We start from the raw sequence: 18,102 nt of genomic DNA on the forward strand, positions 1-18,102 counted from the left end.
CGTTAAGACCAACAGGCCGTTTCAGGCTGCGGAGGAAGCAACCCGCTGCCGCGTGGCCAGTGCCGCCTGTGCCGCGGCAAGACGGGCCACCGGCACGCGGAAGGGGGAGCAGGAGACATAATCCAGACCCACTTCGTCGAAGAACGCGATCGAGTCCGGATCACCGCCATGTTCACCGCAGATGCCCAGCTTCAGGTCGGGGCTGGTCTGGCGTCCACGCTCCACGCCAAGGCGGACCAGCGCACCGACCCCGTCGCGGTCAATGGACACGAACGGGTCGCGCGGCAGCAGCCCATGATCGACGTAATACGGCAGGAAGGAGCCTGCATCATCACGCGACAGGCCGAATGTGGTCTGCGTCAGGTCATTCGTGCCAAACGAGAAGAAATCCGCATATTCCGCAATCCGGTCTGCCTGGATTGCGGCACGCGGCAGTTCGATCATGGTGCCGATATCATAATTGAGGTTTGTCCCCTCTTCCTTCAGCACCTTTGCGATCTCGTCTTCCGCCGCGCGACGGGTGACGGCAAGTTCCGCCTGCGTTGCCACCAGCGGGATCATGATTTCCGGGCGGATGGGCTTGCCCGTCTCCTTTTCCACCATCACGGCGGCCTGAATCAGGGCGCGTACCTGCATGGCGTAGATTTCCGGGCTGGTCAGGCCAAGGCGGCAGCCACGGTGACCCAGCATCGGGTTGGTTTCAGCCAGCGCCGCGCAGCGGGCGCGCACTTCTTCCGCCGTTTTGCCCAGCCCCTGCGCCACTTCCGCAATTTCAGCTTCGGCATGCGGCAGGAATTCATGCAGCGGCGGATCAAGCAGGCGGACCGTAACCGGCAGCCCCGCCATGATGCGGAACAGGCTGGCAAAATCCTCGCGCTGGAACGGCAGCAGGGCGGCAATGGCCTTCTGACGCACGTCCTCGGCATCGGCGATGATCATCTGGCGCACGAAGCCAATACGGTCGGGACCGAAGAACATGTGTTCGGTCCGCGCCAGTCCGATCCCTTCCGCCCCGAAACGCCGCGCGGTACGGGCATCTTCCGGTGTTTCGGCATTGGCGCGCACGCCAAGGCGGCGCACCGCATCCGCCCAGCCCATAAGCGTGTTGAAATCATCCGACAGGGTCGGCGGGATGGTCGGCACGCGCCCCAGATAGACCGCGCCCGTGCCACCATCGAGCGTGATCCACTCACCCTGCGCCACGGTGTGGGCGCCAACACTCAGCGTGCCTGCGGCGTAGTCCACATGGATGCCACCGGCACCGGCCACGCATACGCGCCCCATGCCACGGGCCACAACCGCAGCGTGTGATGTCATGCCACCACGGGTTGTCAGCACACCCCGCGCCGCGTGCATGCCGTGTACATCCTCCGGCGATGTTTCGATGCGGACGAGGATCACGTCCTCCCCCTTCGCCGCGCGGGCTTCGCATTCCTCCGCCGAGAAAACGACCGCGCCAGCCGCCGCACCGGGCGATGCGGGCAGGCCACGGGTCAGTTGCACGCGCTCGGCCCTGGGGTCGAGGGTAGGATGCAGGAGCTGGTCAAGCGAGGACGCGGGCACGCGCCGGATGGCGTCTTCCTGCGTGATCAGGCCCTCGCGCGCCATGTCGATGGCGATTTTCAGCGCGGCGGCGGCGGTACGTTTACCGTTACGGGTCTGGAGAATGTACAGGACATTACGCTGGACGGTAAATTCGATGTCCTGCATGTCCTTATAATGCGTTTCCAGCACCGAGCGCACGCGCATGAGTTCACTGTAGGCTTCAGGCAGGACGGTTTCCATCGGCTGCTGCCCGGCTTCGGCGCGCACGCTGGCCATGGGCTGTGGCGTGCGGATACCGGCCACAACGTCCTCGCCCTGCGCATTGATCAGATATTCCCCATAGAACACGTTCTCCCCCGTGGAAGGATCACGTGTAAAACAGACACCCGTCGCACAGTCATCGCCCATGTTGCCGAACACCATGGACTGTACATTGACCGCCGTGCCCCAGGAAGCCGGGATCTCGTGCAGCTTGCGATAGGTATTGGCGCGCGGGTTCATCCATGAACCAAACACGGCCCCGATCGCACCCCACAACTGGTCATGCGGATCGGTGGGGAAATCGGTGCCCGCATGGGTGCTGATCAGGTGGCGGTAATCCGTAACGATCGTGCGCCACTGATCCGCCGTGATGGCCGTATCGTCCTCTGCACCATGGGCACGCTTGAACTGCTCCAGCACGTCCTCGAAATGATGATGGGGAACGCCCATCACGACCGAGCCATACATCTGGATGAACCGGCGGTAGCTGTCCCATGCGAAACGCGCATCACCCGATGAACGGGCAAGCCCTTCCACCGTCTCGTCATTGAGGCCGAGGTTCAACACCGTATCCATCATGCCCGGCATGGACACGCGGGCACCCGAACGCACCGAGACAAGCAGCGGGGCTTCGGCATCGCCAAAACGCAGGCCCATCGACTGCTCGACCCGATGCAGGGCTTCGGCCACCTGCGCTTCCAGCGCATCGGGATATTTCCGGCCGTTTTCATAAAAGGCCGAACAGACTTCCGTCGTAATGGTAAAGCCCGGCGGTACGGGCAGGCCGATCGAGGCCATCTCCGCCAGGTTGGCACCCTTGCCGCCCAGAAGGTTGCGCATATCCGCGCGCCCTTCGTTCAGGCCATCTCCGAAGCTGTAAACCCATTTGGTCATGTCTGTTCGATCCTACGCACGTCTGTCTGTCATAAATGACGCCTGCTCCGGAACAGGGATAAAACAGACAGCCACGCTTTAATATTGTTGTTGTTGGCAGGTCCGGCAGCTGAATTTAACCGCCACGGACGGGCGCGGGCAATCACTATTTTTTCATGTAGGGGTGCATGCGGTTGCCGCAATGCGGCATGTGGCGCGACATGCGCGGATTTCGATCCTCAATTAAAACCGTTTGTTTACATTATGTTAATTGAAAATCATGAAGACCAGACACGCGGCTTCCTCCAGAGGATGGCAGATTGTGTAATTTATTTTATTGAAGTTATTTATTTTATTTATGTCATTTTCACTTCCACCAAAGGTGGCATTCATCTGGAAATTAATTGTGCAATGCAGCAAAATCATTGCGCGCTGCACAATAGTTTAAATGAAATAACGGAACTATTTTTCCATTCCGGAATAAAATACTTTACTTTTACCTCAATTGTGTTGACACGCGGCCGTACATTCCAGAAACATTCCACCCGGCCACACCAGAAAAACAAGAAGTACGGTCATATGAAAAAAGCCCTCCTCCTCCTGCTGCCCTTTGCCGGGTTGCTGTGGGTTCCGCTCTATAACCACAGTAACCCGGTGCTGTTCGGCTTCCCGTTTTTTTATTGGTACCAGTTCGCGTGGGTACCCGTAACCTCCGTCCTGATCTGGGCGGCATGGAAAACGGAACGGCAGTCATGAACACCACGACACTGCCCGACAACGCCGCCATTGGCGTATTTATCATCTGTTTCCTCGCAACAATCCTGCTGGGCAGCACCGTGCGGCTATGGCGGCCGTTCCTGTCACGTCGCAAGGCCGCTTCCCACCATACGGAAGGGGAAGAATGGGGGCTGGGCGGACGGGAATTCGGCACCTGGGTCACATGGTTTCTGGTAGGCGGGGATTTCTATACCGCCTACACGGTCATCGCCGTGCCCGCACTGGTCTATTCCACCGGGGGCTTTGGCTTTTTCGCGCTGCCCTACACCATCATCGTCTATCCGTTCATCTTTGCCGTCATGCCGAAGCTGTGGACCATCGCGCGTGACGGAGGCCATGCCACGGCTGCCGACATCGTGCGGGCACGCTTTGGCAGCCGCACGCTTGAACTGGCCGTGGCACTGAGCGGACTGATTGCCGTGCTGCCCTACATCGCATTGCAGCTTATCGGCATCCGCACCGTCATCGAGGCTCTGGGCTTTACCGGCATGCTGCCCCTGCTGATCGCCTTCGTCTCGCTTGCCGCCTATACGTGGCTGGGCGGACTGCATGCCCCGGCGCTGACGGCTTTCATAAAGGATGTCATGATCTACATCGCGGTGCTGGCCGCGGTCATCATCGTGCCGATCCATCTGGGCGGTTATGGCGCCATGTTCCACAGCGCGGCGCAGCACCTGCCCGACACACCCGATGGCCATATCCTGCCACAGGGGCAGATCATGCCCTATGCCACTCTTGCCCTGTCCTCCGCCTTCGCGGCCTTTCTGTATCCACACACGCTTACCGGCATCCTTGCCGCGAAATCCGCCGATACCATCCGGCAGAATGCGGTCTTCCTGCCCGCCTACACCATTGTTCTGGGCCTGATTGCGCTACTGGGACTTATGGCGCATGCAGCGGGGATCGTGACCACCTCCTCGTCACAGGTGGTTCCGCAGCTTTTTCTGGCCATCTTCCCATCATGGTTCGCGGGGTTCTGTTTTGCCGCCATTGCGGTGGGTGCGCTGGTGCCTGCTTCCGTCATGGCGATCGGGGCGGCCAACCTTATCATGCATAACATCCTGCCCCGGCGGGCTGAATCGGTCACGGGTTCGCGCCTTGCCGGGTTCGGGGTCAAGGTGGGGGCGCTGGGCTGCGTTGTGTTCCTGAACGCAAAATTCGCCATCGACCTGCAACTGCTTGGTGGCGTCATTATCCTGCAGACATTCCCGGCCCTCATCGTAGGACTGCTGCCCGTGCGCCTGCCCGCCCGTGCGCTGATTACCGGATGGGTTGCGGGATCGCTCATCGGGCTGGGCCTATGCTGGATGGATGGCCTGAAGCCTGTTCACCCTGTCGCGTTTGCAGGCTTTTCGGCCTCCGTCTCCACTGGGCTGCTGGCACTGGGCATCAATCTGGCGGTGACGTTTACAATGGCCATGGCGATCCGTCTGGCCCTGGGGGCATCGCCTTCCACCCTCCAGCACCGGCAGGGTGTGCAGCGGTAGACATGCTGCTTTCAGCACCCCCGATGGGATAAACATCAAGACAGGCTGTGGGGTCGCCTGCCAGCCGCATAAATCATAACGGCATCCTGCGAAGGATGCCGTTTTTTATGGGTCGGCTCACCGGTATGGATTTTATAAAGGGTGATGTTCATCGTCGCCGAACCCACGCCAGTTCAGGACGGCACGCGACAGCGGCATGTTCGGTGTCCGACGCAACAAATTACGCTCCGCGCCCGCAATAACGGGACCGGAAGATAATCCGGCAACCGCCGTATCAGAAATTCATCGAAACAGCGCAGGCATCGATAAATCTGCGACCTGCGTTCTGAGAGCCGTGGCAGTCCCCGGCCGGACGTCAACGCCCCGGAAAACACATCCATTCCCGGTTATGGCCGGGAATACACGGCGGTCAGGTCGGCTGCAGATGTGATGCCATCTCGGGCATGACCGTGCGCCGCTGGGCGATCATCTGCCGCAGGATACACACCACGCCAGGCACGCAGTTGCCGCACTGGGCACGGCATCCTTTGGCTTCATAGACTTCCTTGGGCCTTATGGCGCCGTTACGTGCGGCGGCCTCGATATCTCGGTCAGTCAGCATATTGCAGGAGCAGACAAACATTTATCCATCTCACCCATATAACGTCCCCTCATCATAATCAGGAATGAGAATAAATCGCAATGCAGTAAACGCGTGAAATTTTTGTCATCCCCTCTGGCGGTAACAGGATGGCGCAGGGGCATCTTCCCATTTCTATTATCATCACGTGCGATAATTTAATCTCCATCCTGGCAGCAACCTATCCCAAGCCCCTTCTCGCCGATGAGTGAAACAGGTGATGGGCAGCGAAACGGCATGGACACATCACAACCCCTCAATGCCGGAGCAGGCGCTCTCTGAGGAAAACATGGCATTCGCTACTGCCGGTCCTCCATCCAGGCGGCGGGAGGATGTCATGGCGTCCTGAAACGATCAGTCTTCCACCACGCGAACGGTACGCAGCACAGGTGCCCCATCCCTTCTGCGAATGAGGCCACCAGCCCTCCCCTTCCGGCATGCAGTCCGCGCACGGTCTTAAGGAAGTTATCGTATGGTGCGACAGGCAGCGGCGATCTGGCCGCTTTTGACGCTACCGGCTGGATCGAAGACAGGAGCGCGACCACCGTGTCCGGCATGCCTTTCCGTCCACACCTATGATTTGACGACGTTACCCCTACTCGGGAACATGCACCCTATCCTGCCCGACGCCCCAGTGCGCATCAGATTTAAGGGGCATCCTGACGCATGCCGCTACTCCGGTGATGATATGTGAGCACTGGTTTGCATATGATCGACCGGACCATACAGCGGTCTCATATCCCTGCCACAATCAGCGTGCAGGATTGAGGAATGGTTACGGTATTCAGATACCCCCGTGGGGAACTCAGCCTCCCTTGTGGGGGCCTACAGCACCACTGCAGAACCTGCCTGCGCCATCCGCAGTTCATGCGGACAAACAACAGGCTACGGACACCGCGCGGGCTACAGGAGTTTCAGCCCAAAATGGATAATATTTTATGATCCGCCGCCCTCTCCTGCCATCAGGATAGAAGAACAGCGGAAAATGGCGTTTTTCCCGATGGGGATGAATTGTCTGTCCGTACCGGTTAAATGAGCTTTTGCACGCTGTCGGGGCTGATGATACCTGAAACGATTCTTGCACGGCGGCTCGTGAAATATATACTTGACGAAACGACATAGGAACAGATTTGCCCATGGCTTATGCAACGACCAACCCCTATACCGGAGAAAAGCTGAAGACTTTCCCCGAAGCGACGGATCAGGAAGTCCAGACCGCCCTTACGGACGCTTACGAGGCCTTCAAGGCATGGCGTCACGTTTCCTTTGCCGAACGCGCGAAGGTCATGACGGAAGCGGCAAAGATCCTGCGTCGTGATATCGACAAATATGCCCGCCTGCTGACGCTGGAAATGGGCAAGCTTTACAGCGAAGCCAAGGCTGAAACGATCCTTTCGGCGGAAATCTTTGAATACTACGCCCAGCATGCCGAAAAGCTGCTGGCCCCCGAAAAGCTGCCCGTTGCCGACCCGAAAGAAGGTGAGGCCGTCCTTATCCACCAGCCGCAGGGGATCGTGTTCGCGATCGAACCCTGGAACTTCCCCTACTACCAGATCGCCCGCATCATCGCGCCGCAGCTTTCCGCCGGTAATACGGTGCTGCTGAAGCACGCATCCAACGTGCCGCAGTGTGCCGCAGCCTTTGACAGCCTGATGCAGGAAGCCGGTCTGCCCAAGGGTGCGTTCCGCAACCTGTACACCGCCCGCCACCATTCCGAAGTGATCCTGAGCGATCCGCGCGTCTGTGGCGTTGCGCTGACCGGGTCGGAAGGTGCTGGCGCAATCATTGCCGGTATCGCGGCCAAGGCGCTCAAGAAATCCACGATGGAACTTGGTGGTTCCGACGCCTTCGTGGTGCTGGAAGATGCCGATCTGGAAAAGACGGTAAAATGGGCCGTATTCGGTCGTCACTGGAACGCCGGACAGGTCTGCGTATCGGCCAAGCGCCTGATCGTGGTGGATGCGATCTACGACAAATTTGTCGAACTGTACAAAAAGGGCGTGGCCGAACTGAAGGCTGGCGACCCGATGGACCCCGCCACCACGCTGGCGCCGCTTTCTTCCCAGAAGGCCGCGGACGAACTGATGGCGCAGGTTGAGGAAGCCAAGAAGCATGGTGCGGTTGTCGAGACCATCGGCGCACCGGTACCTGAAAAGGGGGCCTTCTTCCGCCCGATGCTCATGACCAACCTGCACAAGGACAATGAAGCGCGCCTGTGGGAGTTCTTTGGTCCCGTCACGCAGCTTTACCGTGCGAAGGATGAGGCCGATGCAATCCGTATCGCCAATGATTCGCCCTTCGGTCTGGGTGGTTCCGTCTTTACGAAGGACACCAAGCGCGGCGTGAAGGTGGCGGAACAGATCTATACCGGCATGGTTTACGTAAACCATCCGACCATGGTGAAGGCTGACCTGCCCTTCGGCGGTGTGGCACGTTCCGGTTATGGCCGCGAACTGATCGGGCTTGGCATCAAGGAATTCGTCAACCACAAGCTGATTGACGTGGTGGATATCGACGCACCGTTCTGATCTGGCAGGGTTACTGAATCCCGACACCCGGAACGGGAGGTGTCCCCGGTTGATTACCGTAAAGGGTCAATCGGGGGCATAGTCGGAAGCAACAAGCCAGAAAGTAGAGAAAAAGGGCGCTTCCTGCGAAGCGCCCTTTTTTAGCCAGTTTACTCCTGAACCGAAAGTCAAAGATTATGGCGGATTGTCGCCGTATCAGGGAAAGAAGGCGATGCCTTCCGAAGCTTTTTGAAAAAAGCTTCACCAAAAACTTTCTTATGATTTCTGGATCAGGATGTTCTGATTACTTCAGATAGAAGCAACCATGATCCAGAAATAAGACTATTATTTTGTAACCCAACACGTCATCGACAATATTTATTTATAAATAATAATTTCTATATTGTTACATGTCTTATATATAATTCATTATTTCAGAACATCACCCAATATGGTGATCCACTTTTCTTCCCATCTTTTCAGATATTACTGACTGGACAGTCAGGATAAATAAATACCCGGACCCCAAGCCGTATATTCTGGGGTGAAACCTTTGATCAGATATAACTGTCCGTAAGGCGGTAGCCATCCATACGGACGACCGGGCGCGCTCCTGTGTAATCCCGGCGCACCCGGCCCAAAAACAGATATGGACTTCCTGCCGGTTTACGGCACTTTTGTCGCCTCGCCACTGCGCATGGTGCCAACCTGTTCCGCTGTTACGTTATGGTTGCCACTACCGAAGGTGGTCATGACGTAATTGACCACACTGGCGATTTCCGCATTGCTCAACCGCTGCACATCGGACTTCTGGTCAAAGCCGGGCATGAAGGCATGCTCGTTCCCTGCCGTCCGGTCCACCCCATGCAGCACCGTCATGATCAGGTTGTCCGGACGGGCTGAACCGACAACGCCATTATGGAACAGGGAGGGCGCATAATGGTCATCAGTGCCCGCGCCGTTATCCCCGTGGCAGGCAGCGCAGTTGGCGTCATAGACATGCTGCCCGTCCATTTCATCAAGCCTGTCGATACGGGTCAGTTCGCCGGTGCGTATATCCGGCGTGTTCAGAACCTGACCGAACTGCTCACGCGGGGTATGGTCCACATCGTCATCCATGGCCGGAACCTGAAGGATGTAGGCGGCCAGAGCGTGCAGGTCGGCATCCGTCAGGTGACTGGTGCTATGTTCCACCACCTCGCCCATCGGGCCCGCAGCCTGGCTCAGGCCGTTGACATGACCGGTGCGCAGGTAGGCGACAAGATTATCCTCGGTCCAGTTACCGATACCGCCCGTTTTGCTGGGCGTGATGTCAGGCGCGTACCACCCGAGCAGGGACGCACCGGCAAGGTAGCTGCCCTCCTTCTCGGTCAGCATCATGTTGCGGGGCGTGTGGCAGGTGCCGCAATGCTCAAGCGCGTGAGCCAGATACCGCCCCCGGCGCAGCTTGTCGAAAGTGGCGGAATCCCCTGTCTCCGGCGTTGTACTGCCTGCGACAAGGTTCCAGACCGCCATGGTGATGCGCAGGTTGGCCGGGAAATTGAGTTCCGTCGCTGGCGGTGTTTCCGCCACGGGCTTCACATCATGCATCAGCCACGCATACAGCGCTTTGACATCCTCATCCGTCATACCGGAATAGGAGACATAGGGCATGGCCGGATAGAGACGGCTACCATCACGGCGGATGCCATGACGCACGCTCTGTTCGAATTCCTGCTCGGTATATTTGCCGATACCGTGGTCAGGATCGGGCGTGATGTTGGTGGAAATCACGTTTCCCATGGGCGTGGTCATGCTCAGGCCACCGGCAAACGGCTTTCCGCCCGGCCGGGTGTGGCAGGCGATACAGTCCCCTGCCGTGGCAACATATTCACCACGGGCCAGAAGCTCGGCGGAGGGTTCATCCGCCCGGGCCGGCGCCATGGACAGGGTGGCGAGAGCAGTCCCCGCGGTCAGGACCGAGCACAGGATCTTGCGGGCTAGGTCAGGCATGGGCGAGTTCTTTTTTAAGCGTGTCGGCCACGCGCAGGGCAAGCGCTGCGACCGTCAGGGTGATATTACCGGTTCCGACCGAAGAGAAGACAGCGGAACTCGCGATAAACAGGTTTTCGTGGTCATGCGTGCGGCAGAAGCCATCCACCACGGAATCCCTGGGGTCGGTTCCCATGATGGTGCTGCCTGCGGGATGGTCCTGCGGGAAGTAGCCGGGCGTCCACTGCTCATCCGTGCCATGCATGAGGCCGATAAGTTCCCGGAACAGGCCACGGGTATGCTCACAGCTTTTGACCGTATATTCCGGCAGCTTGTAATAGACTTCCGGATGCGGGATGCCGAGGACATCCTTATGCGTCTGGCTCAGCGTCAGGCGGTTGTCCGGATCGGCCAGCCCTTCGTTATGGCTGAACAGCCGCACGGTATGGGACGCAAGGTAGCGGATCTGTTCTTCCAGTTCCCGCCCGACATACCCCTTGGAAATGGCAAGGGATGTAGCAAGGTCCACCTGATTGTCATCGACCATGTGAACGAGATAGGCACCGCGTTCGTTACGCCATGTCCCATCGCGGAAATTGTCGATCACGTTGGTTTCCAGCGGGCCACGACCGGGCCACAGGGCCTTGTCGCCGCTGATGAACGTGACCTGCACACCGGTATGGTCCATCATGTTCCGGCCTACATGACCTGAACTGTTGGCAATGCCGTCCGGACTCTGCTCATCGGCGGAAACAAGCAGAAGCTTCGCAGTTTCGATGCAGTGCGCGGCAATGACGAAGTATTTGCCGGTTACGCGATGCGATCCCTTGTCCGGGTCATAATAATGCACGGCCGTAACACGCTTGTTCGCGCTGTCGCGTTCAATTTTATAGACTACGGCATTGGGCACGAAATGCGCGCCCGCCGCTTCGGCATGATAGACCGAATAGCTGCCATTATACATTGCCCCGATGGGACAGATCGGCATGCAGTTGTTATGCCCCTCACAGGTGGGGCGATTATCGTATGGGCGGGTATTGCGCGCCTGCGGTTCATGGACCACGCGATAGGGCGTCTTTTCGCTGACAAGCTTGCGGAACTGCTGTGCCGCGTAGGAAATGGGCAGCGCTTCCATGGGGTAGGGCTGTCGGCGGGGGGAGCCCAGATCCTCGACTGCCGGGTCAGGACCACAGACGCCCATCATGACCTCGGCCTGATAGTAGAACGGTTCCAGATCCTCGTATTTGACTGCCCAGTCCCGGCCCTGACCATAGCGGGTTTTCAGTTCGAAATCCGATGGCAGGTAACGCCATGCACAGCCCGCCCAATGCCATGTCGTGCCGCCCATCATGCGCAGATAGACCTGCTGATAGGCTTCGGCATCCGGCCCGGTCGTATGCAGGTAATCGTTTGGCGTCATCTGGTTGGGCGGGTGGATTGCCCATGGCACGGACGGAAACGGCCCCTGATAGGACGGCTTGTTTTCCAGATTGCGGAAGTTTTCTACAAAATGCTGACGGTCGACACGCGGCCCCGCCTCCAGCACGATGACGGAAATACCGGCACGCGCCAGTTCGTTGGCAATGGAGCTACCCGCAACGCCGGAGCCTACAATGACAACGTCGGCTGAAAGGTCTTGTTCGGAAGGCATGAAAAGGATGCTCCGGCTATCAGGTGGGTTCTACAACAAATTTGGACGGCGAAAGGGCGGGTTCGCCGGTTGGAACGGCCACCTCCGGCGGGGTCTGGGTCCAGTAGAACGGACCACCCGCCGCATAGGTCTTGGGATAGACCGCGTCCTTGGTGATGTCGAACATCAGCGCCGAACGATAGACCACGACCTTCTGGTCCGCGACGCCGCGGTACCAGCCGGTCATGATTTCATGGATGACATCCTTGAAAACCGGATCGCTATGTTCGGCGGCGCAGGCCAGCGCCCGGGCGCTGGCGAAACTGCCGGACGCCATCAGGTCATGCAGTTTGTGTATCTGCTCGCGCCGTTCGGGATTGGCATGAATGATGCCCGCGTAAAGGGCGTGACTGATCTGCGGATCCAGCACGTCACGATCGGTCAGGCGCTGCGACACGGCAAGAAACAGGGGAACAACGGGGTCCGCCTCCTCCGTCGCGGCAAAGCCCGGCCTGCTGGCACCGAGAGTCACCACGGCCGCCCCCATGGCCCCAAGCAGCATGTCACGGCGCGACATGCGCAGGGCACGACGCATCCGCATGGCGTTTGGGGACGCAAGATGGATGTTGGTGGGGAAACATGACCGGTCCGCAGCCATATGGTGCCTCTCATGCATGCTGATCCAGCCGGAATGCCGGAAAACAGGCATGGCTGCGCGGGGTGAATAATGCCACATCGATACCGCCCCGGGGCGTAATACCGCAAGCTCTGTGCCCCCACATTAACGAATGGCAGCTTCACGTACACCAGAAATGCTGCCTGAACGGGCGGTCCAGACATGATTTGCAATACCATATGGCCAGCATTTGGTGCTGCTGGCGGGTATTAAGGGGCTGAAACAGCAGCATCGCAGGGGCTTCCTCGCCGGGTTGACATGCGTTTCACCTGCACGTCACCCAGACTGCCGCGATGGATGCTAATTTTTATTTTACAATCTGGAATAACACTCTTTCTGTCATCCGGTCATTTCGCTCTCCGATTCAGGAAATGACCAGACAGGCAGTTGGTGCGGCTAACGAAGAATATCCTGATTCTGGCTACCCTCCCGCCAGCACCATCCAGCCCTGACTGTCAGCAGGCTGCCCGATGGGGTCAACGGCATTTGCGGGCAGCCATCAATCACAATCTGCTGTCTGTAGCGTGATTTTCATGGATTGGCCGTCAGTTCCGCCGGGTCGGCCTGTCAATCAAACGTACCGCCGCGTGGGCGCACGATCGGCAGGATATGGCCTGTTACGGCATAATATACGCGTTCCGAAATGTTGGTGGCATGGTCGCCAATACGTTCAAGGTTCTTGGCAATGAACAGAAGATGCGTGCAGGGCCCGATATTGCGGGGATCTTCCATCATATAGGTGACCAGTTCACGGAACATGGCGGTATAGAGTTCATCCACCGCCGTATCGGACTGCCAGACGATGCGCGCCAGTTCGGGATCGCGCTGGTCCATCGCATCAATCGTACGACGCAGGTTGTCCTGCACCAGCCGTCCCATGCTGCGCAGACCGGTAACAGAGATGGGACAGGATAGCAGTTCGCTGCGCATGGCCCGGCGCGCAATGCTGGCGGCACAGTCACCGATCCGCTCCAGATCGCCCGATATCTTCAGGGCCGCGACAACCTCACGCAGGTCACCCGCCATGGGCGCGCGCAGCGCCAGCAGGCGGATTACCAGTGCTTCCGTCTCACGTTCCAGTTCATCTACCTGCGGGTCCATTTCGGGGGCATCGAGGGCCGCGGCCTCATCATGATCGACCACGGCGATGATGGCCTGGGCCACCTGCCGTTCCGCCAGACCGCCCATCTTGTTGACCAGCAGGCGCAGGTGTTCGAGTTCCTGTTCGTAGCTATGGACGGTGTGTAGCGTTTCATTGGGCATCGTCACGACTTTCGCTCTCAGCCAAAGCGGCCGGTAATATAATCCTGGGTGCGTTTGGCCTGGGGGGCGGTAAACATGCGGTCGGCCGTATCGACCTCCACCAGTTCGCCCATGTAGAAAAACGCCACACGATCGGCACAGCGCGCAGCCTGCTGAAGGTTGTGGGTCACGATCGCAATTGAAAACTCCTGCTTGAGTTCATCAAGCAGTTCCTCGATCCGGGCGGTGGAGATCGGGTCCAGCGCGCTGGTCGGTTCATCCAGCAGGATCACCTCCGGCCGGGTCGCGATCGTCCGCGCGATGCACAGACGCTGCTGCTGTCCGCCGGACAGGGCGGCGGCGGATGTATTGAGCCTGTCCTTGACCTCGTTCCACAGGGCGACACGCCTGAGCACGCTCTCCACGCGCTGGTCCAGATCGGCACGCGAAATACGTTCGTGCAGATGCACGCCAAAGGCAATGTTGTCATAAATGGACATGGGAAATGGCGTCGGCTTCTGGAACACCATGCCAATGCGTGAGCGCAGCACGTTCACATCCACGCCGGGGGAAAGGATGTTGCGGCCATCAAACAGCACCTGCCCCGTCGCGCGCTGGCCCGGATACAGGTCGTACATGCGGTTGAGCACGCGCAGCAGCGTCGACTTGCCACACCCCGATGGCCCGATCATGCCCGTTACCTGCCGCAGGGGGAAATCGAGCGATATGTTCTTCAGCGCGTGGTTGGTACCGTACCAGAAATCGAGATTGCTGATAGCCAGCGCCGATACGGCGGTATTGCCGACCATACTGTCATCCATGATGATTTTATTCATTGTTGTGCAGATCCGTTGCGCGTGAGCCACCAGCGGGCGACGATGTTTGTTGCCAGAACCGCGACCGTAATCAGCAACGCGCCCGTCCATGCCAGCCGCACCCAGTCATCATATGCCGAACCGGCATACTGGTAGATCGTGACCGGCAGGCTCGCCATCGGCTCGTTAAGGCTGGTGGACCAGTTCAGGTTACCAAGGGATGTGAAAAGAAGCGGCGCCGTCTCACCCGATATGCGTGCCAGCGCCAGAAGAACACCGGTCATGATGCCGCCACGCGCCGAACGCAGGCATATGCTCAGGATCACCCGCCAGCCGGGGGCACCCAGCGCGTAAGCCGCTTCACGCATGGCGCGGGGTACAAGGCGCAGCATGTCCTCGGTCGTGCGCACCACGATCGGTACGAACAGGACGGCAAGTGCCAGCGTACCCGCCATGCCTGAAAAATGCCCCGCCGGTTCCACCACGATCAGGTAGATGAACAGGCCGACCAGAATGGACGGCACCGACAGCAGCATGTCCGACACGAAGCGAACGAGGGAGACAATCCGCCCGTCCTGATCGAATTCCGACAGGTAGATGCCGATCATCATGCCAACGGGCGTGCCGATCAGGGCTGCAAGGCCGGTCTGTTCGCAACTGCCCATGATGGCATTGGCCAGCCCCCCGCCGCTGCCCGGCGCTGCCGTGCTGTGGATGAAGGTGGAAAGCGACAGCCCTGCCCCACCCCGGACCACCAGTGTCCATAAAATGGAAAACAGCAGGAACAGCACAACCATCGTCGCCACGTAACACAGCACGCTGACCAGCCGTTCCACCACCCTGCGTCGCACGGCCTGCGCCCCGCCACGTTGCCACCCATCCCCCACGGCGGGTGACGTTTTCTGGACTGACATTCTGCGCCCTTCCCTTAACCCGGAATGCCGCGCCGCAGGAAAATGCGCGAACAGGCCAGGGTGATGAATGAAATGACCATCAGGATCGCGCCGAGCGCCAGCAGTGCGGACAGCTTGAGACTGCCGGCGGCGCTTTCGGGAAATTCAAGAGCGATCAGGGATGCGATGGTGTTGCCTGGCGCGAAAAGCGACCAGCCGAGATGGTTGCTGTTACCGATCACGAAGGTTACGGCCATCGTCTCGCCCAGTGCGCGGCCCGTACCCAGCATGATGCCGCCCATCACCGCCTGAGGCGACCATGGCAGCACGATCTTGCGCATGACTTCCCACCGCGTGGCGCCAAGTCCGAAAGCGCTTTCCTTCAGCACGGCAGGGATGGAGACGAACACGTCCGTCATGACCGAACAGATGAAGGGCGTGACCATGATCGCCAGGATCAGCCCGCCGCTCAGCAGGCCGGTGCCATAAGGCGCGCCATGGAACAGCAGGCCGATACCGGGCACATGGCCCAGATAATGTGTCAGCACGGGTTCCACGTAATGCGCCATGAATGGCACGACGATAAAGAAACCCCACATACCAAAAATGATGGACGGCACGGCCGCAAGTAGCTGCACGGCGGTTTCGATAAAACGGGCAAGCGTTGCAGGGGCCAGTTCCACCAGCCAGAAAGCCACGCCAAAGGCGAAGGGCACGGCAAAGGCAAGGGCAACCACGGTGGTGGCCAGCGTGCCGAATATGGACGTCGCGGCCCCAAAGTTATGTGAAATGGGATTCCACGCCGTGCTGGTGATGAAGGCAGGACCAAAAGTGGAGAAAGCGCTCCATCCCCCCCGGACAAGGACAATGACAATCCCCGCCATGACAAGAAGGATCGACCACCCGGCCAGACGCGCGATCATGCCAAAGATGATATCGCCGTACTGTCCGCGTGCATTCCTGTCCAATGCGGTTCCGTCCCGGGCCGTAAGGGTTGACGGAAGTTCCATCATGTAATTCCTGATATGCGTAACACAGAAGCAGGATTAGGCTTTCCGGTTCAGCACTGGCAATAATAACAGATATGATTTTGTATGAATTTTTTATGACAGACCGAACTAGAAATGTTCAGTATTTAACGTATTGCTTCATGTCATATAAAGTTCATCTATTTCCTGTTGCAACACCGTCCGTAACTGCTGCATAGCGCCTGCATGGAGCGCGCCGCCAAAGCACGCGCCCCTGTTGAAACAGGCAGGAAGCAGCCTCATGTTTGAATCCAGTGTCATTGAAGTCGATGGTGTTTTTGTTGGTATCGTTTTCCAGAACGGTCCCGATGAACCCTATAACTTCCGCGCCATGCACGAACGCGTAACCCAGATGGACGGCGACATGCTGCCCACTTTCGAAGCCGCCGTAGCACAGGCCCGCGCCCGCTTCCGGATCGGTCGCTGCAAGGCGCCACGCGTAATGGAAATGGCAAGGCTTCGGGCCTGACAGACAGGTCCGTATCCCCCACTTTTACGACCGCATCAGTTGGCGCCAGCCTGTACTGTGGGAACCGGGACAGAACCGTCCGGTTTCCCTGCATCATGCATATGCACCGTCTATTCACAATACTGGTGGAACGGCGATCGTATTATTGCCAATACTCACAAAAACAGATAGGCCGCCTTCAATAATAATACCGCATCTGTTTGCGTAAATCGCGCCAGTTCATACCAGCAGGACGTGGGGCATGGTCATCACATCCCTTCCCTGTTCAATACCCGATGCCCGGTTGGCAAGGAAAGTTACGCGTCCATATGATCCACGCGGCATCGAGCCATGACATAATACTGCGTGCGTATTACAAAAGAATGAGCGGGTGGCTTGTGGCCAGCATACCGGAACAGGCACGAACGTCCCTTCGGCCTCGCCCCACCTTTAGCGGTCAGTCCTGAAATACGGGGCTTGTTGTTTCAGGTGCGGGCGGTTGCTAGTATGGGCGCATGACGACACACCCGCCAGAAGACACAGGATGGAGAGGCTCGCCAGAAATCTGGCTCGATACAGCCTATGACGCCCTGATTGAATCCGGCGTCGATGCCGTGCGCATCCTGCCGCTTGCCCGTAAGCTCAACCTGTCACGCACCAGTTTTTACTGGTATTTCAAGGATCGTGACCATCTGCTTTCGGCACTGATCGAACGCTGGCGCACCAAGAATACGGGTGCGCTGGCCGCGCGGGCGCAGGCTTATGCGGAAACCATTGTTGAAGCCACGCTGAATGTGTGTGACTGCTGGATCGACAATAATCTGTTCGATGCGCAGTTTGAATTCGCCATCCGTAGCTGGGGCCTGCAAAGCACGGCCCTTGCACAGGAAATCAGCCAGACCGATGCGACAAGGATCGACATGCTGGCTGATATGTTCACCCGCTTCGGCTATGGTCAGGGGGAAGCAGAAACCCGCGCACGGACGATTTACCTGCTACAGATCGGCTATATTTCATGCCGCACGCATGAAAGTCTGGATACGCGCATGCGCCGCATGTCCGATTATATCGAGATATTTACGGGACGCACGCCGCAGAAGCGCGATCTGGAGCGCTTTTTTGCCCGTCACAATTATACGCCCGCCGCGACAGAACACGCGCAGGCCCCAACGGCATGAACCCTGACGGGGCATGACATTGACAGGCTTGTCTTATGCATTCCGTGTCGCTGCGTGCGACAAAGGACTGATTTTCCCGGGGTAGCCACCCCGGGAAAATCAGGAAGGGGACGGGTCGGTAACAGGCAGACCATAATGGGTCGACTTGAGAG

Annotated in this window: 14 protein-coding genes; 5 read left to right on the forward strand and 9 right to left on the reverse strand. The window is 58.5% G+C overall.

Annotation, left to right across the window (positions count from 1 at the left end; genetic code table 11):
* Positions 1 to 21: 21 nt before the first annotated feature.
* Positions 22 to 2,700 carry a pyruvate, phosphate dikinase gene (gene ppdK, locus ACBR42_RS03835; protein ID WP_371207309.1) on the reverse strand — a complete coding sequence of 893 codons (2,679 nt, stop codon included), beginning with the start codon at positions 2,698 to 2,700 and terminating at the stop codon, positions 22 to 24.
* 558 nt (positions 2,701 to 3,258) lie between these two features.
* Between ppdK and ACBR42_RS03840 the strand changes: the two genes are divergently transcribed.
* Together ACBR42_RS03840 and ACBR42_RS03845 are read left to right on the forward strand one after the other, a co-directional pair.
* Positions 3,259 to 3,435 carry a DUF3311 domain-containing protein gene (locus ACBR42_RS03840; RefSeq protein ID WP_110546754.1) on the forward strand — a complete coding sequence of 59 codons (177 nt, stop codon included), beginning with the start codon at positions 3,259 to 3,261 and terminating at the stop codon, positions 3,433 to 3,435.
* Complete coding sequence (locus tag ACBR42_RS03845) at positions 3,432 to 4,943, forward strand: sodium:solute symporter (RefSeq protein WP_371207310.1); 1,512 nt, start codon at positions 3,432 to 3,434, stop codon at positions 4,941 to 4,943. Before ACBR42_RS03840 ends, ACBR42_RS03845 begins: the two co-directional genes overlap by 4 nt.
* A gap of 409 nt (positions 4,944 to 5,352) precedes the next feature.
* Here ACBR42_RS03845 and ACBR42_RS03850 read toward each other — a convergent pair whose 3' ends face one another.
* A complete protein-coding gene (locus tag ACBR42_RS03850; RefSeq protein WP_165927293.1) occupies positions 5,353 to 5,565 on the reverse strand; it encodes a bacterioferritin-associated ferredoxin in 213 nt (70 codons plus the stop codon).
* Positions 5,566 to 6,698: 1,133 nt separating this feature from the next.
* On the opposite strand from ACBR42_RS03850, the gene ACBR42_RS03855 reads away from it, so the two are divergent.
* On the forward strand, positions 6,699 to 8,090 hold the full coding sequence (locus ACBR42_RS03855) for an NAD-dependent succinate-semialdehyde dehydrogenase (RefSeq protein ID WP_102323089.1): 1,392 nt from the start codon (positions 6,699 to 6,701) through the stop codon (positions 8,088 to 8,090).
* A gap of 645 nt (positions 8,091 to 8,735) precedes the next feature.
* Here the strand turns inward: ACBR42_RS03855 and ACBR42_RS03860 are convergent.
* The 7 genes from ACBR42_RS03860 to pstC all read right to left on the reverse strand — a co-directional run bounded on the left by ACBR42_RS03860 (position 8,736) and on the right by pstC (position 16,309).
* The gene (locus ACBR42_RS03860; protein WP_102323088.1) at positions 8,736 to 10,061 is read right to left on the reverse strand and encodes a cytochrome c; all 1,326 of its coding nucleotides are present in this window, start codon (positions 10,059 to 10,061) and stop codon (positions 8,736 to 8,738) included.
* On the reverse strand, positions 10,054 to 11,691 hold the full coding sequence (locus ACBR42_RS03865; RefSeq protein ID WP_102323087.1) for a GMC family oxidoreductase: 1,638 nt from the start codon (positions 11,689 to 11,691) through the stop codon (positions 10,054 to 10,056). Before ACBR42_RS03865 ends, ACBR42_RS03860 begins: the two co-directional genes overlap by 8 nt.
* Before the next feature lie 19 nt (positions 11,692 to 11,710).
* Complete coding sequence (locus ACBR42_RS03870; RefSeq protein WP_371207311.1) at positions 11,711 to 12,328, reverse strand: sorbitol dehydrogenase family protein; 618 nt, start codon at positions 12,326 to 12,328, stop codon at positions 11,711 to 11,713.
* A gap of 585 nt (positions 12,329 to 12,913) precedes the next feature.
* Positions 12,914 to 13,609, reverse strand: coding sequence for a phosphate signaling complex protein PhoU (gene phoU, locus ACBR42_RS03875; RefSeq protein ID WP_102323086.1), 696 nt, complete (start codon positions 13,607 to 13,609; stop codon positions 12,914 to 12,916).
* A gap of 17 nt (positions 13,610 to 13,626) precedes the next feature.
* Positions 13,627 to 14,424, reverse strand: coding sequence for a phosphate ABC transporter ATP-binding protein PstB (pstB, locus tag ACBR42_RS03880; protein WP_102323085.1), 798 nt, complete (start codon positions 14,422 to 14,424; stop codon positions 13,627 to 13,629).
* Positions 14,421 to 15,317, reverse strand: coding sequence for a phosphate ABC transporter permease PstA (gene pstA, locus ACBR42_RS03885; RefSeq protein ID WP_102323084.1), 897 nt, complete (start codon positions 15,315 to 15,317; stop codon positions 14,421 to 14,423). The genes pstB and pstA overlap by 4 nt, the downstream gene beginning before the upstream one ends.
* A gap of 14 nt (positions 15,318 to 15,331) precedes the next feature.
* Positions 15,332 to 16,309 (reverse strand): phosphate ABC transporter permease subunit PstC, encoded by a 978-nt coding sequence (pstC, locus tag ACBR42_RS03890; protein ID WP_371207312.1) that lies wholly within the window; start codon positions 16,307 to 16,309, stop codon positions 15,332 to 15,334.
* 256 nt (positions 16,310 to 16,565) lie between these two features.
* Between pstC and ACBR42_RS03895 the strand changes: the two genes are divergently transcribed.
* Both ACBR42_RS03895 and ACBR42_RS03900 read left to right on the forward strand, forming a co-directional pair.
* Positions 16,566 to 16,793, forward strand: coding sequence for a hypothetical protein (locus ACBR42_RS03895; RefSeq protein WP_102323082.1), 228 nt, complete (start codon positions 16,566 to 16,568; stop codon positions 16,791 to 16,793).
* Positions 16,794 to 17,287: 494 nt separating this feature from the next.
* Entirely contained in the window at positions 17,288 to 17,950 is a 663-nt protein-coding gene (locus ACBR42_RS03900; RefSeq protein ID WP_110546681.1) for a TetR/AcrR family transcriptional regulator, read from the forward strand.
* The last annotated feature ends 152 nt before the right edge of the window (positions 17,951 to 18,102 follow it).

The sequence above is a fragment of the Komagataeibacter sp. SM21 genome (assembly GCF_041402665.1).
Taxonomy (GTDB): Bacteria; Pseudomonadota; Alphaproteobacteria; order Acetobacterales; family Acetobacteraceae; genus Komagataeibacter; species Komagataeibacter saccharivorans.